The 25085-nt window shown below is 60.5% G+C and carries 20 protein-coding genes and 1 pseudogene; 11 read left to right on the top strand and 10 right to left on the bottom strand.

The annotated features are described in order from the left end of the window. The first annotated feature begins 138 nt into the window (after positions 1–138). Positions 139–1314 (top strand): OmpP1/FadL family transporter, encoded by a 1176-nt coding sequence (locus OU993_RS17620; protein WP_268159602.1) that lies wholly within the window; start codon positions 139–141, stop codon positions 1312–1314. 408 nt (positions 1315–1722) lie between these two features. Here the strand turns inward: OU993_RS17620 and OU993_RS17625 are convergent, their stop codons facing one another. Beyond that, complete coding sequence (locus tag OU993_RS17625; protein ID WP_268159604.1) at positions 1723–3189, bottom strand: carotenoid oxygenase family protein; 1467 nt, start codon at positions 3187–3189, stop codon at positions 1723–1725. On the opposite strand from OU993_RS17625, the gene OU993_RS17630 reads away from it, so the two are divergent. Together OU993_RS17630 and OU993_RS17635 are read left to right on the top strand one after the other, a co-directional pair. Continuing rightward, a complete protein-coding gene (locus OU993_RS17630) occupies positions 3155–3886 on the top strand; it encodes a TetR/AcrR family transcriptional regulator (RefSeq protein ID WP_268159606.1) in 732 nt (243 codons plus the stop codon). The genes OU993_RS17625 and OU993_RS17630 overlap by 35 nt on opposite strands. A gap of 72 nt (positions 3887–3958) precedes the next feature. Then, positions 3959–4659: pseudogene (locus OU993_RS17635) on the top strand (IS6 family transposase). Positions 4660–4773: 114 nt separating this feature from the next. Here the strand turns inward: OU993_RS17635 and OU993_RS17640 are convergent. From OU993_RS17640 to OU993_RS17675, 8 genes are all read right to left on the bottom strand, one after another. Next, entirely contained in the window at positions 4774–6201 is a 1428-nt protein-coding gene (locus tag OU993_RS17640) for an amidase (RefSeq protein WP_268159608.1), read from the bottom strand. A 12-nt stretch (positions 6202–6213) separates the two neighbouring features. Then, positions 6214–7347 (bottom strand): M20/M25/M40 family metallo-hydrolase, encoded by a 1134-nt coding sequence (locus tag OU993_RS17645; protein ID WP_268159610.1) that lies wholly within the window; start codon positions 7345–7347, stop codon positions 6214–6216. 95 nt (positions 7348–7442) lie between these two features. Further along, positions 7443–8603 carry a M20 aminoacylase family protein gene (locus OU993_RS17650; protein ID WP_268159612.1) on the bottom strand — a complete coding sequence of 387 codons (1161 nt, stop codon included), beginning with the start codon at positions 8601–8603 and terminating at the stop codon, positions 7443–7445. Positions 8604–8635: 32 nt separating this feature from the next. Then, a complete protein-coding gene (locus OU993_RS17655) occupies positions 8636–10138 on the bottom strand; it encodes a M81 family metallopeptidase (RefSeq protein ID WP_268159614.1) in 1503 nt (500 codons plus the stop codon). A gap of 19 nt (positions 10139–10157) precedes the next feature. After that, positions 10158–11837 carry an ABC transporter ATP-binding protein gene (locus OU993_RS17660; RefSeq protein WP_268159616.1) on the bottom strand — a complete coding sequence of 560 codons (1680 nt, stop codon included), beginning with the start codon at positions 11835–11837 and terminating at the stop codon, positions 10158–10160. After that, positions 11834–12691: an ABC transporter permease gene (locus OU993_RS17665; RefSeq protein ID WP_442792997.1), complete on the bottom strand. Its 858-nt coding sequence runs from the start codon at positions 12689–12691 to the stop codon at positions 11834–11836. Before OU993_RS17665 ends, OU993_RS17660 begins: the two co-directional genes overlap by 4 nt. A 29-nt stretch (positions 12692–12720) precedes the next feature. After that, entirely contained in the window at positions 12721–13662 is a 942-nt protein-coding gene (locus OU993_RS17670; protein ID WP_268159619.1) for an ABC transporter permease, read from the bottom strand. Positions 13663–13746: 84 nt separating this feature from the next. Further along, entirely contained in the window at positions 13747–15351 is a 1605-nt protein-coding gene (locus OU993_RS17675) for an ABC transporter substrate-binding protein (RefSeq protein WP_268159621.1), read from the bottom strand. 448 nt (positions 15352–15799) lie between these two features. Between OU993_RS17675 and OU993_RS17680 the strand changes: the two genes are divergently transcribed. After that, on the top strand, positions 15800–17374 hold the full coding sequence (locus OU993_RS17680; protein ID WP_268159623.1) for an IclR family transcriptional regulator: 1575 nt from the start codon (positions 15800–15802) through the stop codon (positions 17372–17374). A gap of 193 nt (positions 17375–17567) precedes the next feature. Here the strand turns inward: OU993_RS17680 and OU993_RS17685 are convergent, their stop codons facing one another. Then, complete coding sequence (locus OU993_RS17685; protein ID WP_268159625.1) at positions 17568–17900, bottom strand: hypothetical protein; 333 nt, start codon at positions 17898–17900, stop codon at positions 17568–17570. Positions 17901–17932: 32 nt separating this feature from the next. On the opposite strand from OU993_RS17685, the gene OU993_RS17690 reads away from it, so the two are divergent. The 7 genes from OU993_RS17690 to OU993_RS17720 all read left to right on the top strand — a co-directional run bounded on the left by OU993_RS17690 (position 17933) and on the right by OU993_RS17720 (position 24947). After that, positions 17933–18862, top strand: a complete 930-nt coding sequence (locus OU993_RS17690) for a LysR family transcriptional regulator (RefSeq protein ID WP_268159627.1) — start codon at positions 17933–17935, stop codon at positions 18860–18862. 216 nt (positions 18863–19078) lie between these two features. Next, on the top strand, positions 19079–20116 hold the full coding sequence (locus OU993_RS17695; protein ID WP_268159628.1) for a TRAP transporter substrate-binding protein: 1038 nt from the start codon (positions 19079–19081) through the stop codon (positions 20114–20116). A 64-nt stretch (positions 20117–20180) separates the two neighbouring features. Further along, positions 20181–20795 (top strand): TRAP transporter small permease subunit, encoded by a 615-nt coding sequence (locus OU993_RS17700; RefSeq protein ID WP_268159630.1) that lies wholly within the window; start codon positions 20181–20183, stop codon positions 20793–20795. Continuing rightward, the gene (locus tag OU993_RS17705) at positions 20792–22075 is read left to right on the top strand and encodes a TRAP transporter large permease (RefSeq protein WP_268159631.1); all 1284 of its coding nucleotides are present in this window, start codon (positions 20792–20794) and stop codon (positions 22073–22075) included. Before OU993_RS17700 ends, OU993_RS17705 begins: the two co-directional genes overlap by 4 nt. A 34-nt stretch (positions 22076–22109) precedes the next feature. After that, positions 22110–22796, top strand: a complete 687-nt coding sequence (locus OU993_RS17710; protein ID WP_268159633.1) for a DUF2848 domain-containing protein — start codon at positions 22110–22112, stop codon at positions 22794–22796. Next, on the top strand, positions 22796–24157 hold the full coding sequence (locus OU993_RS17715; RefSeq protein WP_268159635.1) for an amidase: 1362 nt from the start codon (positions 22796–22798) through the stop codon (positions 24155–24157). Before OU993_RS17710 ends, OU993_RS17715 begins: the two co-directional genes overlap by 1 nt. Position 24158: 1 nt before the next feature. Further along, a complete protein-coding gene (locus OU993_RS17720) occupies positions 24159–24947 on the top strand; it encodes a putative hydro-lyase (RefSeq protein WP_268159637.1) in 789 nt (262 codons plus the stop codon). Positions 24948–25085 lie beyond the last annotated feature (138 nt).

Raw genomic sequence — 25085 nt, forward strand, 5'->3', positions numbered from 1 at the left:
GTACACCTGCTCCATATTCTGGCCTTGATCAACGCGGTGGGCGTCGCGATAGACCGGTCAGGGGAAAAGCCGGCATTCCAGCAAGACGTTCCAGCTGCGCGGTCATCTCCAAAACAAAATAAGACGGGAACACGGTAGATGAAATCCAGGACGATGTGGCGCAGTTGCGCCTTCCTGCTTGCGAGCGGCGTGGGAGGCATGACTTGCCTGCCGGCAATGGCGGGCGGCTTCTCGCGCGGCGAGGCCAATACCGACATTCTTTACAGCGATGCCCAGTTCAGCGCCGAATCCTCGGTGATTTATGTCTCACCGGACCGCAGTTATTCGAAACTGATGGGGCAATCGGTCGATGAGGGTGCCTATTCGGATTCCTTCGTGATCCCCAATCTGACGCTTGGCATGCGCTTCAGCGACAACCTTTCCTGCGCGGTCACCTACACGAAGCCCTACGGCGGCTCTGGCACCTACAGCGAGGCGGCGCAGAATGCCGAGCTTCTCACGGCGGCCGGCAATGGCGACCCGCTTCCCAATCCCACCAGCAGGATGAAGGTCGCCTCCGACGAATATGGTGCGACCTGCGATGTGCACCTCAATGCGGGACCCGGGCGGATCCATATCCTCGGCGGCATGTTCGTCGAGAGTTTTGTCTACCAGGAAGACACCTGGATCGGGAATGTGCGCCTGAAGGATAATGGCGAACTCGGCTACCGGGTGGGGCTTGCCTATGACATTCCCGACTATGCGTTGCGCGTGCAACTGATGTACCGGTCGCAGATCAAGCACAAGGGCGACGGTACCTTCACAGCGTCCGACCTCGGCACCTCGCTCGGCATCCCCGACACCCTGCCGGCTTATGGTTCCGGCACGCTACCACAATCCCTGAAGCTCTATGCCCAGAGCGGCGTGGCACCCGGCTGGCTCGTCTACGGCTCGGCCACCTGGACGGACTGGAGCGTGCTGCCAAGCTTCAATTACACCGTCACCGATCTCGGGACCGCCCACAAGGTGTTCAACTACACCGACAGCTACACAGTCCAGCTGGGCGTCGGCCACGAATTTAACGAAAAATTGTCCGGCACGCTCAGCATCACCTGGGACCAGGGCGTGGGAACCGGTGCCGACATCAGCACCGACAGCTGGAGCATCGGCCTTGGCGCCCAGTACAAAACCACGATCGGTACCATCGGCGTTGGTGCCGCCCTGACCTACCTGACGGCCGGTTCGCAGCGGGTGACACAGGGCGCCACCTATGATGCCGACGCCGACGCCGACTGGGCCGTCGCTGTCGGCGCATCCTACCGGCTGGAATTCTGACGCCGGCCGGGTCATCTTTGGGTCATGCCGCGCAAGACCGTGCGGCATGACGGACATTTTTCGCTGCGCGGACCAGGGCCCGACAGACTGCACATCCGAGGAACACCGCGTCAGACGCGAAGGCTGGAGAGTACGTTCTGATGTCGCCGCCGCTTCCAAATACCGAATGAAGCTCAACGGCAGACACCAGCCGTCGAAGGCATGAAGACCATGGGCGCCGGTCAGGAATTTTAAGAGAAATTGTCAAGCATGGCTTCGGAAAGCCGAGAGCCAGGATCGGGCCAAGCCGGCTTGGAAGAAGACTGACGCACACGCACCCCGCCGGCGGTGCCGGCAGGGTGCGCAATTCTTGATGACGTCATCACCGGCCGCCCAGCCAAACGCTGTCAGCAGAGCGGCGGGCGCGCCTCAGGCCGCCCGGAGAACCGATCCTGGCACCCAATTGCCGTGCAGCGACATGCGCAGGCGCATCGGCAGTTTCACTGTGGCAATCGGCCCTTCATCCAGATGCTGGGCATCCAGGATCAACAGATCGGTCGCCTGATCCAGCAGGCGATTGCACAATCCGATGACATAACCTTCGCCTTCCGGCGCATCGGCGCGTTTCGGCACAAAGATCGGCTCCTGGAAGCAGGACTGATCGTCGGCGAACCAGGTCTTGATCTTTCCGGTCCCGACATTGATGTGCGCCAGCTGGTTGAAAAACTGGAAAGGGCGCGGGCCGATGCGCTCTTCGTTGAAGGGTTTTGTCGGATCCATAGCAATGACGAAGCCATGGCTGTATTGCCGGCCCATGTAACGATCGTCGCTGCGCGGGAATTCGCAAGAGAACGGCGTCAGCGGTGTCATCTCCAGCCCGTTGCTGGTGGAGTTCATGTCGATCGTCAGCCGCATCATGTTGGAGGCGAGCGTCTCCGGCGGCGGGACCGTTCCGTCGGCCTGCGGGAAGAAATAGAAGATGTTGCCGCTGGTGATCGGCATGTCGACATAGATGCGGCCGCGGTCATCAAAGGCGTTGAGCGTATGGCCCTGAAAGCCGTTCGGCGCCGTGAACCAGCGGACATCGCTTCCGTCCCCGTCGCGGCGCAGGACACCGAAAAGCTGATCGAGGCCCGGCTGCCATTCAAAATGCCGTCCGCCATTCTTCAAGCGCTCGAGATCCGAGGTCAACGGCATCAGCGGGAAGATCACGTAATTCTCGGTCACGGCGAAATCATGAATCATCGCCGCATAGGGCGCAACGATCCAGATCTCACGTTTTTTGCGGCCGGACGCGTCGATCTCGTAATAGACGATGTCCGGGGTCGCATCGCCTTTGGCCTCGTAACCGAAACAAAGCAGGTCGCCGGTTGCGGGATCGATCTTCGGGTGAGCGGTGAAGGTGGCGCTGGTCAGCTGGCCGTTGAAGTCCCACAGGCCGATCGTCTCCATGCTCACGGGATCGAGCGCGTAAGGCGCGCTGTCCTCCTTGAGCGCCAGCAGCTTGCCGCCATGCACCACGACATTGGTGTTGGCGGTGCTGTTGTTCAACTCGCGTACGCTCGGATCATTGGTATACGGGTTGCGATAGATGCCGTGCAGCGACGCCCGTGCCGCGCGCTGCGCCTTCAGCCGCTCGGTCATGACGTAGCGGCGCTTGAAATCGACATGGCCGTTCTTGAAACAGAACGCACTGATCGCTCCGTCGCCGTTGAAGAACATGTCCTCGCCGAGCATGGGGGGATATTGCGGGTCGGGCGCCACCTGGAAGAAGGTTCCGTCGATGTCTTCCGGCACCTGGCCGTCGACCTCAAGGTCATAGACCTCGCCTTCGAAACGCGCCGGTTTGTAGAGGGCACCCGTGAATTCTGCCGTCTTCGGGAAAAGTCTGCTCATTGTTCAGTTCCTCATAACCGTACATATTCGTACTATTATGAAAATTGAGCTCCGTCAACTTAACAGTACGGATCTTTACGGTTATAAAGGCGACATGCGCACAAAAACCGACAAAAAACGAAACGAAATCATCAACATCGCCGGCGAGCTTTTTCTCACTCAAGGTTATGGCGCCGTCTCCATGTCGACGATTGCCGCGGCGGTGGGCGGATCAAAAGGCACACTCTACGGTTATTTCCCTTCGAAGGAGGAACTCTTCGCGGCCTTTGTCGTGTCCATCGGCGAGCAGCGCTGGGAAGAGTTCATGAAGCTTCCGGTGGAGCCGGTTGGCATTGAGCCTCGCCTGGTCGCGCTCGGCTGCCGTTATCTGCGCTTCCTGCTGTCCCAGGAAATCGTATCGATCAACCGCCTCGTCATCGCAGAGGCGGCACGGTTCCCCGAACTCGGGCGCATCTTCTTTGACAACGGGCCGAAGAGCGTGATCGGCGTCATCACGGCGACGCTCAACCAGGCCAACGAGACGGGCGAGTTACGCATCGATGATCCTGCCTCCGCCGCCTGGCGGTTCAAGTCCCTTTGCGAGGCACGTCTGTTCGAGCAATTCCTCTGGGCGATCCGCAGCAGCGTCACGGATACCGAGATCCGCGAGAATGTCGAACCGGCCTGCGCCATCTTCCTCAACACCTACCACAGGTGACGTCAGAGGCGGAGGAAATGGCCGGCATCGTCAACTTAACGAAGCGTGGATGCCGATGTGAGATGACGGGTCATGATAGACCGTCACCCACTCTACCGCCGCCACCGCTTTCCTGCAGAGACCATCGCCCATGCGGTTTGGCTCAATTTCCGTTTTCCTCTGAGCTTGAGAATGGTCTAGGACATGCCGGCGGCGCGACGGATCATTATTTCGCACCAGACGGTCCGACTATGGGCAGAGAAATTCGGGCGCGCCTTTGCCAGCGAGATCCGCCGTCGCTCAGCCGGTCGGCTGGGTGATAAGTGGCACCTCGACGAGGCCGTCGTTTCGACCCGCAGCAAGAAGCACTAGCTCTGGCGTGCTGTCGATCAGGATGGTTTTGTGCTGGAAGTTCTGGTGCAATGTCGTCGTAATGCCAAGGCGGCCAAGCGTCCGATGCGTAAGCTCGTGAAGGGGCAGGGCCGAGCGCCGCGAGTGATGATCACTGTTAAGCTTCGGTCCTACGACGCTGCAAAGCGGGAGATCATGCCCGGCGTCGAGCAGCGTTTGCACCAGGGATTGAACAATCGGGCGGAGAATTCCCATCAGCCCGTTCGGCGACGAGAGCTAATCAGGAAGCGCTTCAAGTCAAAGCGACATCTGCAACGCTTCGTCTCAATCCACGACCCCATTGCCAACCTGTTCCAATCCCCCGCCACGACATCTCCTCCAGCCACCACCGCGAATTGCGTTTGGAGGCGATGAACCTGTGGGCGCAAATCGCCTGGGCGTGAACCGCTCTGGTGCAAGCGGCGCACAACGGCTTCCTGTCCGTTAAGTTTACCATGCTGGTCGGTGCTATCAGCTTAACCGTTAACCCCAGCGATCGGAGTACAGCATGAGGTGTTTTAGAACCACCTCCGAGCCCCGGTTTCGATGCCAGCGGCACGCTCATAGGCAAGCGCAAATTCAAGCGTCGCACGATCACGGCGAGGCGGGCCGACTATCTGGATCCCGCTTGGCAGGCCATTGGTTCCAAACCCTGCCGGCATGGCCGCAACGGGAAGCCCCGCCATTGTCGGTCCTATCACCACCTCCATCCAGCGGTGATAGGTGCTCATCGGCTTTCCATCGATTTCCTCGGGCCAGGCCAGGTTCAGATCAAAGGGAAAAACCTGCGCGGCAGGCATCAGGATGAAATCATATCGTTCAAACAGCCCGCACAGATATCTGTACCAGTTCGTACGTACCACGGAAGCCGCGTGAAGATCCGAGGCCTTCTGTGACAACGCCTCATCGAATTCAAAGAGAATCTGGCGATTGAGCAGAGTTCGCGTCTGCGGATTGTCGAACAAAGCCCGCAGTCCGTGGGTCACACTGAAACTGCGCAAGATCACCCAAGCTTTCCAGAGCTCCGGCAGATCGAAGGCAGGGACGATCTCATCGACCTCGCAGCCGAGACCGGACAAAACATCGAGGGCCTTGCGATCGACATCGAGGACCCCAGGTTCGAAGGCGAGATAACCGCCGAAATCGCCGAGCCAGGCGAGCTTCATGCCCTTTGTGTCGGCCGGTCCGCGCAATACCAGATCGTCGTCGGCAAGCGAGAGCGGATCGCGCGGATCATAGCCCGATTGGATCGCAAGAAGCCCTGCGACATCGTCGATCGTCCTGCCCATCGGCCCAGCTATGCCAAGTTGCCCGAAAAAACACTCCGCTCCCTTGCTGTTCGGAACGCGCCCATAACTTGGGCGGAAGCCGATGACGTTGTTGAATGCTGCTGGATTGCGCAGCGATCCCATCATGTCGCTGCCATCGGCCACCGGCAGAAGATGCGCGGCCAGCGCCGCCGCCGCACCGCCGCTTGAACCGCCAGCGCTTTTCGAAAGATCGAAGGGGTTGCGAGTCGGCCCATGCACTGGATTGGTAGTGTGGGATCCGAGACCGAACTCCGGGGTGTTGGTCTTACCGATGAAGATGGCGCCTGCCCGGCGCATGCGCTCGACGTGGATGGAATCGGCGCTGGATCGGAAGTCGCGGAAGATCGGCGAGCCCCAAGAGCAGGGCATGTCTCTGACCTCGGATAGATCCTTCACTGCCTGCGGAAATCCGTGCATCCAGCCACGGGAATGGCCAGCCGCCAACTCTCGGTCACAGGCGCGCGCTTCCTCCATCAGCGTATCGTGCTGACGGAGATAAAGGATGGCATTGATCTCGGGATTGAAACGACTGATACGGTCCAGATAGCCTTCCATCACCGCGGCGCAGGAGATGCGACGCGCATGGATGGCGTTCGAAAGGGCAATGGCGGAAAGCCGGGACACGTCGTCGGTCAATACATCTCTCCTTCAGTCCAGCAGGGCGAAAAGGCCCGCCATAAGCCGGCCGCGATCTATCAGGCTGTCGATTTCCAGATGTTCCTCCAACGTATGATATCCCGCGCCCCGCACGCCGAGACCGCACAGCGTCGCAACGCCCATGGCACCGGTGAAGTTGCCGTCCGATCCACCGCCGGAACTGCCATGGGGTAGGGCAAATCCAAGCTCGGCAGCCAAAGCCGCCGCCCTTTCGTAAAGCGCCATGGTCTGCGGCTGCCCGGGTTTCCATACCGGCCGCGTGACGCCACGTGTTACCGTAAACTCCACCTCGTTTTCGGTGCCGGAAAGAGCCATCATCCGGGCAATGCCGGCTTCAAGATCCTCATCCGTCTTCGCCATGGACAAGGCTTGAGCCGTGCAGAGGGAGGATATGCAATTGACCCATAGGCCGCCTTGGATGACGCCGACGGAAAAGGTGCAGTCATCGCCGCTCATGCCGTCGATTTCCAGTACCTTGCGGGCCATCTCGCGGATTGCAGAGCGTCCGCTTTTGGGTGAAACGCCCGCATGGGAGGGTTTGCCGCGTGCGGTGAGGTTAAAGCGTGCAATGGCAAAGCGCCCGGTAACGACCCCGTTGTCTTCAAGCGCCGGTTCCGGCACCAGGACATATCGGTTGCGGGCCGCTTCCATCTCGATCAGTTCACGTGTGGAAGGCGTGCCGATTTCCTCATCCGGGGTCAACAGGAAGGTCACCGGCAGCCTTGTCGCAATACCTGCGCGGATCAACTGCTTCATGGCCTCGAAAGCGATGAAATTTCCACCCTTCATGTCGAGAATACCGGGGCCATAGGCTCGGTTTGCCTCGATGCGGAAGGGAAGGACGTCCAAAGTTCCGACTGGATGGACCGTATCGAGGTGACCAGACACGAGAATGCCCGGCTGAAGCGCTCCGGATGGCGCGAAGCTGGCGCGCAGGCTGCCGCCGAGCCCCATGCGGCCGGGAATTCGCTCGACTGTTGCTCCAAGCACCGCGAAATCATGGGCGGCCAGGTCCATCATGCGGTTAACGGCGCTTGTATCAAAGGTCGGGCTTTCGCACTCCACCCAAGGCCTGAGACCTTCAAGCATGGCAGCGGCTTCGAAAGGAAGCTTTGAGAAATCCATGGGTAAACGCCTCCGTTTCACGGGCGAGTTGCCAGGGTAATTGGCGGGAAATTGGGCAAGGCCGCCGCTTGCGAGGCGGGCGCATCTGAGAGCACTTAGGCTGCGAGACGCCTTTCCACGATGCGGGCAAGCAGACTCGCCCCCACCGGCAGAATGCCGTCATCCAGAACATAACCGGGATTATGCGGTGGAATGGTGCCGGCATGGCCGACGGTGCAATAAACGCCCGGCACCTTAAACAACATGTCGGCGAAGTCTTCGCTGCCCATCACGGGTGCCTTCTTGTGATAGACGTTTTCGGCACCCACAATGTCACGAGCGGCATCTGCAAAGCCCTCCACAAGTGCATCGGTGTTCACCAGCACGTCGAAAACGTTACGGATGTCCGTTTCAATTTCGACATCAAAGGAAGTTGCAACACCAGCCGCAATCTCTCGCATGCGGGTCCGGATTTGCTCGTTTACCTCACGATCGAGATAACGCACGGTTCCGGATACTGTCGCCTCTTCCGGTACCACATTATAGGCGGTTCCGGCATGGATCTGAGTAACCGACAGTACGGCGGCTTTAAGTGGTGAGATGTTGCGTGAAACAATCGACTGCAGTGCTGAAACGAGCTGCGTCGCGACGATGATCGGATCTTTGGAAACTTCCGGATGCGCGCCGTGGCTCCCACGTCCCTTGATGCGGAAGTCAAAGAAGTCGGCCCCCGCCATCGCCGTGCCCGGCTTGATACCGATTTTCATCGGGTCGTCGCTTGGCGCATTGTGCAGACCATAGATTTCATCGCAGGGGAACCGCTCGAAGAGACCGTCGGCGATCATGGCACGGGCACCGCCACAACCCTCTTCGCCAGGCTGGAAGATGAAGACCGCCGTGCCGGCGAAATCGCGGGTTTCGGCAAGGTAACGCGCGGCGCCCAACAGCATAGTCGTGTGGCCGTCATGGCCGCAACCGTGGAAACGGTTCGGGATTTTTGAGGCATAAGGCAGGTTGGTGCGTTCCTCCATCGGCAACGCATCCATGTCAGCACGCAGGCCGATGGCGCGGCCCTCGCCCTTTGCCCCCCTCAGTATGCCGACGACACCGGTCTTGCCGATGCCGCGATGCACCTCGATGCCGTAACTCGCCAGCTTTTCGGCAACGATTGCAGAGGTGCGCACCTCTTCGAAGCCAATTTCCGGATGGGCATGAATATCACGGCGAAGGGCGGTCATTTCTTCGTGCCAGGCGGCGATTTTCTCGATAACAGGCATTTCTTATGTCCTTGCAGGTCAATGATACGGGCTCAGGAAAAGGCGAGGCCGAGAGGCGAAAGGCGAAGACCGGGACGAAGCCGCGTCCAGGGCAGCGACGCGGGATCGACGGCCATCGGACCGGGCGCCGCACAGACGAGGATGGCTTCAGCCATCGGCGCAAAGTCGGCGCGAAAATGCACGGAACTCTTGTTGACGAGGATGCTTGCGGTTTCCGGTTCGATGCCGAGATATCGGAACAGACCGCGATCGGCCATCTGGACCTTGTGCGAGGCGACGGCAACGCGAACTCCGCCGATACGAAGACAGGCCGAAGGTCCAAGCCGCATCAGCGTGTCGCCGTAATAGGGGCCGTTCACCCGCACGAAGCCGTCGGAAAGTGCCTCAACCACAAAATCAGCTTCGAAGGGTGCATCCCCTGGAATGCCGGACCTGCCACCGAGGCCAATGCGGATCATCGCACCGAGGCCTGCGGCTTGTGCGGCAAGGGCAGCGTCGGGATCGTAAAGCAGTCCGAGCGCAGCGTTGCGAGCATCGTTTGTCACCAAGGCGCGCAACATGCCGGTGGTATCCGAATTGCCTCCGGCACCGGGGTTGTCTTGCGTATCGGAGAGGATCACCGGTCGTTTAGCCGTAGCGGCGATACGCATCGCTTCACGCACACCCTCGTCCGGCGTATAGACCTTGCCGGCAAAGGCTTCCTCGCTGGCGTCAACCAGAGCCTTCAAGGCATCAGCAGCAATCCGCGCACTCTCCAGGGTCTGCGCATAGGCGAGGATGCTGGCACCACAGGCCGGAAAATCCGCGGCGGGAAAGCCAGGGAAGAAGGACAGGGAGATGACCCCCTCCTTCTGCTCCAGCGCTGCGAGTGCAGCATAGATCGACTGCGCCGGTTCCATCTCGGTACATTGCCAGGAAATCGGAATGAGATAGTCAATCTGGCGGTAGACCTTGGCGAAGCGCTCGCCACTCATCAACCTGTCGAGCAGTAGGGCGGCGCGGTGGCCGGTGAGCGCCATATCGACGTGCGGATAGGTACGATAGCCGACCATGACGTCGGCATCCTGCATCGACTGCTCGGTCATGTTGCCGTGCAGGTCCAGGCTGACAGAGATGGGAATACCGTATCCCACCGCCCTGCGGATCCGGGCGATCAGTTCGCCTTCGCCATCATCCAGGTGCTCGCAGACCATGGCACCGTGTAGATCGAGATAGATGCCATCAAGCGGCAGTGCCGCAACGATGCCGGCGATGACTTCGGCGGCGATGCGCTCGAACGCATCCTCGGTGACATAGGCTGAAGGGACGGCGCTGGCGCGGAGCACCGGCACCACCTTCCAGTTCGCTTCACGTGCATAGTCGAGGGCGCCCTCGATGCCTGTATTGGCCCCCTTCACGAGTTCGATCATCTCGTTGCCCCGGCACAATGGCAGGTGCCCGGAACCTTTGAGGAAGGCCTCATAGGTAGCCTTGGTCGGAGCAAAGGTATTGGTTTCATGAATGAAACCGGCAAAGGCAACGCGCCGGGACTTCATTGTCCGTTCTCCTGACACATTAAGCGGCTTCCGGCGACAGCGGCCGGAAATTTGCGAAATCCCAGTGCCGTCCCGGGGCCGCATCTATAAGCTGGCGGGTGTAGGGGTGCCTCGGCTTGGTAAGCACCTCATGACCGGTGGCATATTCCACGATACGCCCTTTCTGCATGACGATCACATCGTCGCAGATCTGCGCGGCAACCCGCAGATCGTGGGTAATGAACAGGATGGCGATGCCAAGCCTTTGCTGAAGATCCGCCAGCAGGTCGAGCACCTGTGCCTGGACGGAAACATCGAGCGCCGATACCGCCTCGTCCGCCACCAACACCTTCGGGTTCATGGCAACGGCGCGCGCAATGGCGATGCGTTGACGCTGGCCGCCAGAAAACTGGTGCGGGTAACGGTTCACCGAATCTTCCGGCAGGCCGACAATGGCAAGCAGTTCGCGTGCCCGTTTCAGCGCCTGCGCCTGCGGCGTTCCGTAGTTCACCGGTCCTTCGGCAATGCTCTCTCCCACCGTGATTCTAGGGTTCAGCGAGCGATAGGGATCCTGGAACACCATCTGGATATACTGGCGATGCGGCTGCAGGCTGCGACGCGAAAAGTCGGCGATTTCCTGGCCGGAAATACGGATGGAGCCGGACGTGGGATCGATCAGCCGCATGATGCAGCGGGCAACAGTGGATTTGCCAGAGCCACTTTCACCGACGATACCGAGCGTCCGGCCCTTTTTCAACGTAAAGGAGATGTCCGTCGCCGCTTTTGTCCCTGCCGCGAAACTGCCGAACAGGCCCTTCCTGCCATACACCTTTTCGAGCTCCGAAGCCGACAGCACGACCTCGTCAGAGACCAGCGGGCGCGGTTGGCGCGGCACCAGACTCGGCACGGAGGAAAGCAGCATGCGCGTATAGTCCTTTGCCGGCGCGGTCAGGATCGTCTCGACGGGACCGCTTTCAACGAGGCTACCGCGGTTCATGACGTAGACCGTATCGGCAATTTCGGCTACCACCCCCATGTCGTGCGTAATGAACAGAACCGCGGTGCCCCGCTTTTGCTGGAGATCGGCGATGAGCTTGAGAATCTGCTTCTGGGTGGTCACGTCCAGCGCCGTTGTTGGTTCATCTGCGATCAGAAGCTTCGGCTTCAGGATCAGAGCCATGGCAATCATGATCCGCTGGCGCTGGCCGCCGGATAATTGATGCGGATAAGAGGCAAAGATCCGCTCCACCTCTGGCAGTTGCACCTCGCGCATCATCTCCAGAACGGCATCCTTCTGCTCACGGGAAGAAAGCTTGGTGTGTTCCTGCAGAACCTCGCAGATCTGACGCCCAACCGTCAGCACCGGGTTCAGCGCCGTCATCGGTTCCTGAAAGATCATGGCAATGCTTTTGGACCGCAGCGCCCGCATCCGGGCAGCATCCGCCTTCAGAAGATCTTCACCCTCGAACAGGATTTCGCCACCCCGCGGTTCCAGTGATTGACGCGGCAGAAGCCCCATGGTTGCCAACGAGGTGACCGACTTGCCTGAACCGGATTCGCCAACAAGGCACACCGTCTCGCCGGCGTGAATGGTGACCGAGACACCGTTGAGGACCGGTGCGCTCTCGTTGTCATCGGTGAGGGCGATGACAAGATTGTTGATACGCAGAACCTCGGGCGCCAGTGCGGGATAGAACGGGCTTGTCGCGCTTGTGGTCATTTCGATGCTTCCCTCTTCTTCATGCGCGGATCAAGCAAATCACGCGCTGTATCGCCAAGAAGGTTGATGGAGAGAATGCAGAGCGAAAGCGCGATGCCCGGCCACAGGATGAGTTCCGGTTTGATCTGGAAAAAGGCGCGTCCCTCGGCCATGATGTTGCCCCAGGTCGGCGTTTCCGTGGAAACACCTGCGCCGAGGAAGGATAAGATCGCTTCCGTGAGAATGGCGGAGGCACAGACATAGGTGCCCTGCACGATGAGCGGCGCCAACGTGTTCGGCATCAGGTGCCGCCAGAGAATTTTTGGCAGGCTGGAACCGGCGGCGATCGCCGCCTCGACATAGGGCTCCTCGCGAGCCGACAACACCACCGAACGCACTAACCGCACCACGCGCGGAATTTCCGGCACGGTAATGGCAAACATTACGGTCCAGATGCTCGCTCCCGTTAATGATACGACGGCGATCGCAAGCAAAAGACTCGGAATGGCCATCAGGGCGTCCATGACCCGCATGACGATGGCATCAAGAATGCGGAAGAAACCGGAGACAAGGCCGATGCCGAGCCCGATGGCCACCGAAATTGCAGTTGCGCCGACACCGATGAACAGCGAGATGCGCGCACCATACAGGACGCGGGAGAGAAGATCGCGTCCATAGGCGTCGGTACCGAGCGGATAGATTTCGCTCGCCGGCTTGAGGCGCACGGACGGTGTCATCGTCACGGGATCATGCGGTGCCAGAAACGGCGCAAAGACCGCAAGCAGGATGATGACCACGAGCACGAACAGGGCGAAGGCGGGAATAATCACGGAACTGCGACGCCGGCCCGCGACCAGGGAGACGGGCAGCCGCATTGCGGCGCCGAAGGGGGACGTCTGAGCCATCAATACCGGATCCTTGGATCGAAGAAGGAGTAGGAAAGATCAATCAACAGGTTGATCAGTACATAGATGCCGCTCGTCAGCAGGATCATGCCTTGGATGACGGGATAGTCGCGAGCAAGAATGGCATCGACGGTCAGGCGACCGATACCGGGAATGTTGAAGACGCTTTCAGTAACAACGACACCCGAAATCAGAAGTGCAAATCCGGTTCCGATGATGGTGAGAACCGGCACTGCAGCATTGCGCAACGCGTGGCGGAACAGCACGACATTTTCCTTCAGGCCTTTGGCACGGGCGGTGCGAATGTAGTCCTCACCCAGCACCTCCAGAACGGAGGCACGGGTCATGCGGGCAATCAGCGCGACATAGATGGACGCAAGCGTGACGGACGGGAGCACGGCCCGCTCCAGAAAGGGACCAAGCCCCTTGGAAAGGCTCCTGAACCCCTGCACCGGAAACCATTTCAGATCGATCGCAAAGATCTGGATCAGGATATAGCCGATGACGAAAACCGGCACAGAGAACCCGATTACGGAAACCGTCATCACCGCAAAATCGATCCATGTGCCGTGGCGCCAGGCAGCGAGCACGCCGAGCGGAACGGCAATGATCACCGACAGCGTAATCGTCAACAGCGCCAAGCTGACGGTGGGTTCTATGTGCTTTCCGATCATTGCCGTAACGGGCGTGTTGGAAATCAGCGAGGTTCCGAGATCGCCTTGCAGCAGCAGCCAGAACCAGGAGAAGAACTGAACGGCTATAGGCCGGTCAAGCCCAAGCGCGTTGCGGATCTTCTGGAGTTGCTCCGGTGTGGCCATATCGCCGGCGATGATGGCTGCAGGGTCACCCGGAGTCAGGCGAAGCAAAAGGAAGACGAAGATCGCAACCGTGACCATCACGGGGACAGCTGCGAAAATCCGGCGGACGGTATAGGCGAGCATGCGCATCCTCACGTCGGTTATTCGGGATGGCCGGCGGCACACCTGCACGACGTGCCACTGGCTTTGGCGAATAGAGCGACAGGATCAGTCCTTCTTCTCGATGTTCCAGAACACCGGAACCGGTGCCTTCAGAAGACCGGAAAGCTCGTTGCGCCAAACGCTCGGAATCTTGAACTGGCCAAGCGGGATGTAGTTCACCTCGTCCATGGCGTGAGCCTGAAGCTCGGCAGCGGCGGCCTTTTGTTCCGTAAGGGTCTTGGCAGCGACATATTTCGCCCGGAGATCTTCCATCTTTTGATCGGTAGGCCAACCGAAGAAACCCTTCGTACCACGTCCGTTCAGCATCGGATTGTTCAGTGGCGTCATGATCTCCGGTACGATCCAGTTCGTGAAGAACATGTTCCAGCCGCCTTCCGCAGGAGGCTTCTGAGATGCACGGCGGGTGACAAGCGTCTGCCAATCCATGGGCTGCAAGTCCACATTGAAGCCCACCGCCCGCAGGGCCGCTGCGGCTACGACCGGCTGCGCCTTGACCGTCACCACATCGGTCGGCTGCAGCATCACAACCGGCGTTCCATCATATCCGGCCTCCTTCAGAAGTGCCTTAGCACCCTCGATATTGCCGCTCTTGGTCAAACTCTCAGCGCCGACCTCTGATTCCAGCGGAGTCCCGCAGCCAAACATCGAGCCGCAGATCGTGTAGTAGTCCGGATTGCCGATGAGCGCATCGAGCACATCCTTTTGGTTCATGGCCATCATGGCCGCCTGGCGGATCTTCTTGTTGTCGAAGGGAGGATACAGGAAATTCATACGGCCCATGGTCTGCGAACCGAGGCTCATGATTTCGACGGTCAGTTCGTCATTGCCCTGGACCAGCGGCAGTAGATCGACCGATGGAGACTCCAGATAGTCGATTTCCCCGGACTGTATGGCATTAACCGCAGTCTGCGCATCCGGCATCGAGATCCACTCGACACGATCGACCTTGACCACCTTGCCGCCGGCGAGAGCGCTTGCCGGCTCGGACCTCGGCACGTAATCCTTGAACTTCTCGTAGACCGCCTTCACACCCGGCTGGTATTCTTCCTTGACAAAGCGGAACGGGCCGGAGCCAATGATTTCGGTGATCGCCGTGTCTGCCGGGGTTTCGGCGATGCGCTTCGGCATCATGAACGGCACCACAGACGAGGGCTTTGCCAGCACGTCGAGCACGTAACTGAAGGGCTCCTTCAATTTCAGCACGATGGTTCTGTCATCGGCGGCCGTGAGGCTTTCGGTTTTGTCGAAGAGAACCTGACCGGACGTATCGCGCTTGCCCCAGCGCTGGAGAGAGGCGATGCAATCCTGCGCCGTTACCGGGGTGCCGTCATGCCATTTCAGTCCGTCGCGCAGCTTGAATGTGTAGGTCAACTGGTCGGCCGAAACTTCGAATTCGGCCATCTGCGGCTGCGGCTTGAAGTCCGCGTCGTAGGAAAGCAACGTATCCCACACCATATAGCCGTGATTGCGCACGATATGGGCGGTGGTGATGATCGGATCGAGAATACGCAGACCAGAATGCGGCACCGCAATGATCGTGGTGGCCAAGGCCGTCTGGGCAAAACCGGCCACACTAACGGACAGGCCAAGGATAGCGGCCGCGATATGACTTTTCAGACGTCCTGTCTTTGTGCTCGCTGATGCATGCATGTGTGCTGTTCCCTCGTTTTGATTGGCAGGCTGAGAACCGGCAAGCCGGGATAGTCGCCGCGCGCGCAAGCGCACAGCCCCGGTCAGACCGAACCATTTTCTTGACGTCCGCGACCCGAATCCGCAGGTATCCGGGCAACGGCAAGGCATGATCCGCTGCGTCCGGCGGAACGCGGCAGAGAGCGCAGAATGCAGGTTCACGCCGCCAGAACTGCGACGAAAACGGCATCAGTAAAGAACAGAGACTTATCGGATTTTGTCAGTTCCGAGACGCGCAATTTATTCGCATCCCGGCTGGCGCCCGCGCGTCTTTCGTCGATTCAGTCGGTATGGAGCATCTGTTGCACGGCGTTCCCCTTAGGATTATTTTACCGCAATGCGATTGTAGTTATCGAAAGTTGATTATAGACTTCAGGTCAGGATTGTCAACGATTTGATGCGCTGCAATATGGATTCTGCCGACAAAAACACCCTGCCAGCCGATCGTCGCGCCCGCATTGCTGCACTTGAAAAGGCGTTCGCCATACTCGAACTTTTCGGTCCAAACGCACCGGAACTGCGAATTGCCGACATAGCGACGCGAACCGGCATGAATCGATCCAGCGTCCAACGGCTGGCGCATACACTCGTGACGTCCGGCTGGCTGTTACGCGAAACGGCAACCGGCGTCCTGTCCCTGGCGCACCGGGCCGGTTATCCCGCACATGTCTACCTCACGTCCAATCATCTCATTGATCTGGTCATGCCATTGGTGGTGGAGTTGAACGCTCGGACCGGCCTGAGCTGCGATCTCTGGCTTGCAGATGGAAGCGACGCAGTAACGCTTGCGCGCGTACCCTCACCTGCCGCTTCGTTGGCGCTGGCACCAATCGGCAGTCGCGTTGCGCTTCGCGATGCCGCGCCCGGTCGCGCGATTCTTGCTGGCCTAACACCGAGGGCAAGCCTTTGCCATGAAGATGACCGCGCATACGACGCGGATCTGGCTCAGCGGCTCGCGCGGGAACGCGACGTCGGCTACGCACATGATTCAATTCGCGCCGGCGAGGCCGGCCACGTTATTGCAGCTGCCTTTCGCGATGCAGCGAGCACCCCCATCGGCGCCATCTCCGTCTCGGGTTTGCGAAATGAAACGGCAGTAAGCGACGTCGCGGCCCGTTTGCTCGAAACCGCATCGCGGGCGGGGGATCTGCGGGTGACGCCGATGGTGCGTCCGGCCAATATCGAACCGAACGCGCGATATGTTTGGCCGTTGGTTGCTGATGAAAACGATCCGTTGGCCGTAACAGCGGTTGCCAAAGGATTGCACCTACTGCAATTTTTTCACCCCGAAAGGCCGCTTTTGACGCTAACCGAGCTTTCGCGCCAGACCGGGTTTCCCGTCCCCACGGTCCAGCGCATTACTGAAACGCTATGCGGCCTTGGTTACCTGCGGAAGGACGAGCGAAAGCGATGCTACTACATCTCCGTTCGATCACTTGACCTGCTCTACCGTTTCCAGATGGGGAACGGGCTTATCCAGTCAATCTGGCCACGCCTTATCCGCCTGCGGGAGGAATGCGGTCTGCGATGTTCCTTTTGCGTTCTCGACGGCACGGAGATCGTGCATCTCCTGCACGTGCAAAGCCGACCTCAACCGGCCTTCCGCACCGCCTATCCCGGCAGGCGCCTACCGGCAGTATCGTCTTCTGGCGGTCGGGCAATGCTCTCCTGGCTGCCGGAAGAAGAGATGGACGCGATTCTTCGCGCCAGTGCGATGGAACCCGGCACGCCACAGACGGTCACGGACAAGCAGGTGGTTCGAGCGGAAATCGTCGCCGGACGCCAGCGAGGCATCGCCTTTACGGATCGACAGTCCATCCGCGACGAGGTAAATGTTGCCGCCGCCATTCCAGGCATCGGCGGTCGACCCGCAGGCGCGATCGTCGTGTCCGCACCAGTACCACGATGGACAGTCGAACGACTTGAAAGGGAAGTGGTGCCACTGCTTCTCTCCCACGCACGCGGCGGATTGGTACAGGGATGAAATCTGCACTCACGAGTTCACATTTCGCCCGACACTCCTGATCGGGAACGTTCTGATGCCGCCTCGTCCATGTCCGCGTTTCGGAGTGTGACAGAAGCGCCCGGGAAGCAGTTCAGTGTGAACGCACTTGTCAACTGCCTGCGGCTTCGTCCGCCAAACCCTTCGAGTCTCGGGCATCACCGGAATGGACAAGTCATTCGTGGAAGGCTTCTTCACGCACGGCGCTGAAGCTCGGAAGGATCATCGGGACCAGAATGATGGCGGTGGCGATCAGTAGACCCGATGAGATCGGACGATCGACGAAGATCGTGACATTGTCTGCGGCGGAAAAACCGGCAGCTCTATCACCAGGCGAACAAACAAACCGGCGCTTGGAATTTCGCGCAAGGCGACAGGTCGTGTCGATGCTTCCAGTCGTGGTAAAAGAACCGGTCTGGCTGCCCCCTTCCCCGACAAGCATGTCACGCCTCAGGTAAAAGTACTGCACGGCTCTGTTTGATTGCAAACATTGGTACGGTGTCATCATGTCCGATTCGCCCAAGCGGGGTACCTGTCGCGATGATCGACCTTCGTAACATAGAGACGTTTTTCTGGGCGGCGGCGCTTGGCAGTCTGCGTGCTGCGGCCGAAAAGCTTGGCACGACACAGCCAGCGGTTTCGCAGCGCGTGGCCGCCCTCGAAACGGCCCTCGGCGTCCGCCTGTTCGACCGGGCGGCCCGGGGCGTGCGGCTGACGGCGAAAGGTCAGGAACTGCTGGCGCATGCCGAGCGTATGATCCAGGCCCGCAACGACATGATGCAGGCGGCACGCGACCATACCGCCATGAGCGGTCGGCTGAACCTCGGTGTCGCCGAAACGATCGTGCAGACCTGGCTGCCGCGCCTGATCGCGGAGATCCACACGGCCTATCCCTCGCTGACCCTCGAAATCGAGGTCGAGACCAGCGAGATGCTGCAGTCCCACCTGATGAACAGAAAGCTGGATCTTGCCTTTCTGATGGGGCCGGTGCTGGAAGCAAGGGTCGAGAACCGGCCGCTCTGCACCTATCCGCTCGCCTGGATCGCGCGGCCCGGCCTTTACCCGCCCGGGGAAGCCGTGTCGCTCGAGACGATCGCGGCCCTTCCCGTCATCACCTACGGCTCCAACAGCACGCCCTACCGCCAGGTGCGCGACATGCTGCAACGGCACAGGATCGCCTCACCGCGCATCTATGGCAGCGCATCCCTGTCGATGATCGCGCGGATGGTGCTGGACGGCATCGGCACGGCTGTCATCACGCCGATCTTTCTCGGCGCGGAACTCAAGCGACGCGAGCTGGAAATCGTGATGGTCGATGTCGACCCGCTTCAGGACCTGCATTTCACCGCCAGTTGGATCGACGGACCGGAAAGTCACGCTGCGCGCGTCATCGCGCGCATGGCACAGCAGATCGCCCATGACAGCCCCGGCAATGTGCTGCCAGGCCCCGCCTTTCGCGACGAGCAATAAATATTCCTTATATGTGCCTTCCAAACATACGATTGGACAGGCGGCATTGCCGTGTCGTCTAATCCGTTTCAACAAAAGCGATATAAGTCGCATGCAAGGGAACAGACTGACAAAGGCATCTGGCAATTCTCGCATACCGCATCCGTGCGCCTGCTGAACGTCATCCGTCCCCCTTCTGTGACTTTTGGATCCAACCAAAGGAAAAGGGAACGCGACATGAAACTTCTGACCTTCACCACTGCCCTTCTCGTGGCCGGGAGCGCTCTTGCGCAGGACCTGCCGAAGACCGAACTGCAGATCATCGGCGGCTTGAGCAACCTCACGGCCTATCAGCAGTTCGAGCAGCCGTTCTGGACCAAGACCATTCCCGAGAAGTCGGGCGGCAAGGTCACCGCAACGATCAAGGGTTTCAACGAAATGGGACTGAAGGGACCGGAACTGCTGCGTCTGATGTCGCAGGGCGTGGTGCCGTTCGGCACGGCCACGCTCTCCTATTTCGCGAGCGACAATCCGATCAACGAAGCGATCGATCTGCCGGGCCTCGCACCCGATGTCGAAACCGCCCGCAGGGTCACGGAAGCCTTCCAGCCGGTCTATGAAAAGTTCTATGGGGAAGGCTCGAAGGTCAAGCTGCTTGGCATCTCCACCTATCCGGCGCAGGTGATCTTCTGCAACGCCGACATCAAGAGCCTCGGCGACCTGAAGGGCAAAAAGGTCCGCACGTCGAGCCGCACCCAGGCCGAATTTGTCGAAGCATTTGGCGGCACGAGCGTCACCATGGCCTTCGGCGAAGTGGTTCCGGCGCTGCAGAACAGCGTGGTTGATTGCGCCATCACCGGCTCCCTGTCGGGTTATTCCGCCAAGTGGTACGAGGTCTCCACGCATCTTCTGGCGCTGCCGATCAACTGGAACCAGCAGATCCATGCCGTCAACCAGGCCACCTGGGACAAGCTCGATCCGAAAGTGCAGACCTTCCTTCAGGACAATATGAAGATCCTGATGGATGACATCTGGAAAGCCGCCGCCGCCCAGACCCAGGCTGGTTATGATTGCAACACGGGTGCCGACGCCTGCACTCAGCCGGTCAAGGGCAAGATGACGCTGGTTGTGCCGAGCGCCGAGGACAAGGCGCTGCTGAACGCGACGTTGAAAGACAAGATCCTGCCCAAATGGGCTGCCCGTTGCTCGGCCGATTGCGTGCAGAGCTTCAACGACACCATCGGCAAGTCCCTCGCGCTGACCGTCAGCAAATAAGCAATATCGGGTGCGGCTGCAGCCCTGCCGCCGCACCCCTAACGATGGAGCCGAGACCTCGGTCATGACAAGATCCCTCCCCCGCCTTACCCGGCTTTATGGCTTTGCCGAAAGGGCGGCCCGCTTGGCCGTGCTGGCCAGCGGCGCCCTGACGATTGCCAGCGTGCTGCTGATTTCCGTTGACGTCCTGTTGCGCAAGTTCGCCGGCGTGACGGTCGGCGGCTCGGACGAGCTGTCGAGCTATGCCTTTGCGATCAGCACCACCTGGTCGCTTGCCTACGCGACGCTGCAACGGGCCAATGTGCGGGTCGACGTGATCTACCAGTACCTGCCGGTGCGCATCTCGGCCGTGCTCGACTGGCTTTCGCTCGTCTGCCTCGGCATCTTCATCGGCTTTTTGACCTTTTACGGCTACGGCGTCGTGGCGGAATCGCTTGCCAACAACTCGCAGGCCAACACGCCGCTCGGCACGCCTCTCGCCATTCCGCAAGGCCTCTGGTTCGCCGGCCTCGTCTTCATGTGCCTTATCCTGGCGCTGATGCTGATCCGCGCATCGGTTGCGCTGGTCACCGGCGATCTCGACACCGTCAAAGCCATCTGCGGCGTGCGTTCGACGCAGGAAGAGGCCGCAGAAGAGGCGGCCGCCGGCGAACGGCTGATCGTGGGAGAACGCCGATGATCGCCACCACACTCATCCTTCTGCTCGTCTTGGTTGGACTGTCTATCCCTGTCGGCGCCGCACTTGGGGTTCTCGGCCTCGTGCTGGATCCCGCCTATTCCATGCTGCCGCTGACCCGCGCCATCGGCGAACTGGCCTGGAGCACCAACAACGAATTCCTGCTCGTCGCCATTCCGCTGTTCATCCTGCTGGGCGAGATCCTGCTGCGCGCCGGTTTTGCCGAACGCATGTACAGTGCCATGAGCCTCTGGCTGTCGTGGCTGCCGGGCGGCCTGATGCATGCCAATATCGGCGCTTCCGCTTTGTTTGCCGCCACCTCCGGCTCCAGCGTCGCAACGGCGGCCACCGTCGGCACCGTCGCCATTCCGCAGATCAAGCGTCACGGCTACAACGAGCCCCTGTTCCTCGGCAGCCTTGCCGCCGGCGGCACGCTCGGCATCCTCATTCCGCCGTCGATCAACATGGTGCTCTACGGCGTCCTGACGAACACCTCGGTACCCAAGCTCTATCTCGCCGGCATCATTCCCGGCCTGCTGCTGACGGCACTGTTCATGCTGACCATCATCCTCGGTTGCGTGATGGTTCCGGCCTGGGGCGGCAAGCGCGTGACCGGCAGCTGGGGCCTGCGGTTTGCAAGTCTCATCCATCTTGCCCCGCCGCTCGGCATCTTCCTGCTGGTCGTCGGCTCCATCTATGCCGGTCTTGCCACCCCAACGGAGGCCGCGGCTCTGGGCGTGACGGGCGCGATGATCCTCGCCGCCTGCTTCAGGCGCCTGACCCTTGCCATGCTGGCGGAAGCCATCGAGGGCACGATGAAGTCCTCGGCGATGATCCTTCTCATCATCATTGCCTCCGGCTTCCTCAACTTCGTCATGTCCGCAACCGGCATCACCGATGTCATCACCAGTTCGATTTCCGGTCTTGGCCTGTCACCAGCGGTGATGATCCTTGTCGTGGTGATCTTCTACCTGATCCTCGGCTGCTTCATGGAATCGCTGTCGATGATGATCACGACGATCCCGATCGTTGCGCCGATCATGCTGGCGCTCGGTTTCGATCCGATCTGGACCGGCATCCTGATCATCGTCCTGGTGGAGGCAGCCCTCATCACGCCGCCGGTCGGGCTCAACCTGTTCGTTGTCCACAGCCTGCGCAAGAGCGGCTCCATGGGACCCGTCATCATCGGCAGCCTGCCCTTCGTTGCGGCCATGGCACTGCTCATCCTGCTTCTATCCCTCTTCCCCTCGATTGCCCTGTTCCTGCCCGGCCTTGCCGACTGAACGGTGCACCTCAGATATCCATCGGAATGATCTCATGACATTGCATTTTACCCTGCACAGCGCCAACGGCACCTCGGATCTCGATCTGGAGCTGAAAGACCTGGTGGTCGCCGGCTGGGCCGGGCGCGACCGCGCCGCAATCGACCACCACATCGAGGAACTGGCGGCCATCGGCGTGCCCCGCCCCAGTACGGTCCCGCTGTTTTACCGGGTATCCGACAATACGGCCGTGCAGACATCGCGCATCCAGGTGGTGGGCGAAGAAAGCTCCGGCGAAGTCGAAACCTTCGTGTTCCGGGTCGGTGATGCGCTTTATGTGTCGATCGCCTCGGACCATACCGACCGCAAGCTGGAATCCCATAGCGTCGCCCTGTCCAAGCAGATCTGCGCCAAGCCGGTTGCCAACACGGCCTGGCCCTTTGCCGAGGTGGCCGATCATTGGGACCAGCTCGTCATCCGAGCCTGGATCGATGAAAACGGCAGCGAGACGCTTTACCAGGACGGCACGCTTGCAACCCTGCGCACCCCCCAGGACCTGATCTCGGGTTTCACCGGCGGCACACCCATGCTGGACGAGCATACTGGCATGATCTGCGGCACCGTCGGCGCCATTGGCGGCATCCGCCCGTCGACGCGTTTCACCATGGAGCTCTTCGATCCGGTGCTGAACCGCAGCATCAGGCACAGCTACACGATCGACATGCTTCCCGAGGTCCAGTGATGATAACGCACCCCACCCTTGGTGAGATTTCTGAACGATTGATAGCGGCAGAAACCAGTGCCGCAGCGCTTACCGACGCCGCCATTTTTGCCATCGATGATCCCGCCGGCCAGGGCGCCACGGCGTTCATTCGCCGCAATCACGCCCGCGCCCGGCATCTGGCAGAGGTCTCCGACATCCTGAGGGAGACCGGCGAACGGCGCTCCCCCATCGATGGCGTGCCGATCTCGGTCAAGGATCTTTTCGACCTCGCCGGCGAGGTGACGACAGCCGGCAGCCTGGCCCTGCAGAATGGCGAACCTGCTGTTTCGGATGCGCCGGTGGTGCGGGCCCTCAAGCGCGCCGGAGCGGTCATCACAGGCACCACCAATATGAGCGAGTTCGCCTTTTCCGGCCTCGGGCTCAACCCGCATTACGGAACGCCGCTCAATACTTTTGACCGCGCAACCGGCCGCATCCCTGGCGGATCCTCGTCCGGCGCCGCCGTTTCGGTGACCGACGGAATGGCGGTGGCCGCGATCGGCACCGATACCGGCGGCTCGATCCGCATTCCGGCAGCGCTTTGCGGCCTGACCGGGTTCAAGCCGACCGCGCGGCGCGTCAGCCGGGACGGCGTGGCCCCGCTTTCCACCTCGATGGATTCGATCGGCCCCATCGCACCGAGCGTCAGCTGCTGCGCTACTCTCGACGCCATCATCGCCGGGGAAGAGCTGGAAACGCTCAAGCCCGCCTCGCTCGCCGGCTTGCGCCTGGCGGTGCCGCAGACCGTGGTGCTCGATACCATGGACCCAATGGTCACCGCGGCATTCGAGGGGACCCTCACCCGGTTGTCGCAAGCGGGCGTGCAGTTGAGCGAGATCGAGATCCCCGAATTTGCCCAGTTGGCGAGCATCAACGCCAAAGGTGGTCTGATCGCTGCGGAAGCCTGGCATTGGCATCGCAGCCTCATCGACGCCAAAGGCGAAATCTACGACCCGCGAGTGCGCAGCCGCATCCTGCGTGGGCGCGACATAAGCGGCGCCGACTACCTCGACGTGCTGGCGGCACGACTTGCCTGGCAGGCGCAGGTGATGCAGCGCGTGGCGGGCTTTGATGCCGTGATCCTGCCGACCGTACCGATCATCGCACCGCCGGTCGCGCCGCTGATCACCGACGATGCGGCCTTCTTTGCGACCAATGCCCTCATCCTGCGCAACCCGACCATGATCAACTTCCTCGACGGCTGTGCCCTTTCGGTACCCTGCCACCAACCGGGACATGCTCCTGTCGGCCTGATGATCGCCGGTGGCGCGATGACGGACAGACGGATCCTGTCCATCGGGCTTGCGATCGAGCAGGCGCTGGCGGCAAGGACGGTCTGACATGCATCACGCACCTCGCTCGATTGCCCACGACGTTCGCTTGCTGGCAAGGTCCGGTGCTTTGTCGGGCCCGACGGCCAATCTGGCCCCCGGTTTTGTCCAGGCCAATCTCGCCATCCTGCCGCGCCAGTTCGCCTATGACTTCCTGTTGTTTTGCCAGCGCAACCCGAGACCCTGTCCGCTGCTCGGTGTTTCCGATGCGGGTGCGGCCATTCTCGATGCGCTTGGCAAGGATCTCGATATCCGCCGGGATGTGCCACGCTACCGCGTCTGGCACGATGGTGAACTTGTCGACGAGCCGACAGACATTTCGGACATCTGGCGCGACGACCTGGTGACATTTGCCATCGGCTGTTCCTTTTCCTTCGAGGAGGCCCTGCTCTCGGTCGGCATCCCGATCCGCCATATCGAGGAAAATCGCAACGTGCCGATGTACCGTTCGTCCATCGAAACGGTGGCGGCAGGCGTCTTTTCCGGCCCGCAGGTCGTCTCGATGCGACCGATGACGCCACAGGATGCAATCAGGGCGGTGCAGGTCACCAGCCGGTTTCCCTCCGTCCACGGCGCCCCGGTGCATGTCGGCGATCCCGAGGCGATCGGCATCCAAAACATCGACGCACCGGATTATGGCGACGCGGTCACCATCCGCGACGGCGAAGTCCCGGTCTTCTGGGCATGCGGCGTCACCCCGCAGGCCGCCATTGTCCGCGCCCGCCCTCACTTCTGCATCACGCATGCACCGGGCCATATGCTGGTCACGGATCTGGTGAACGCGGATCTGTCTCTCTGAGGCCGGGGCAGAGATGCTGCGATCGATGAAACAAACGGAACGTGGCGGGAATGACTAAGGCTGATCTTGTGTCTTTGCGATCTGGAGCTGGATCATGGTGCAGGCACTGGACAGGCACTCACGGGTGTCGTCGTCTGC

Source organism: Rhizobium sp. SL86, assembly GCF_026672545.1.
In the GTDB taxonomy this organism is placed as follows: domain Bacteria; phylum Pseudomonadota; class Alphaproteobacteria; order Rhizobiales; family Rhizobiaceae; genus Neorhizobium.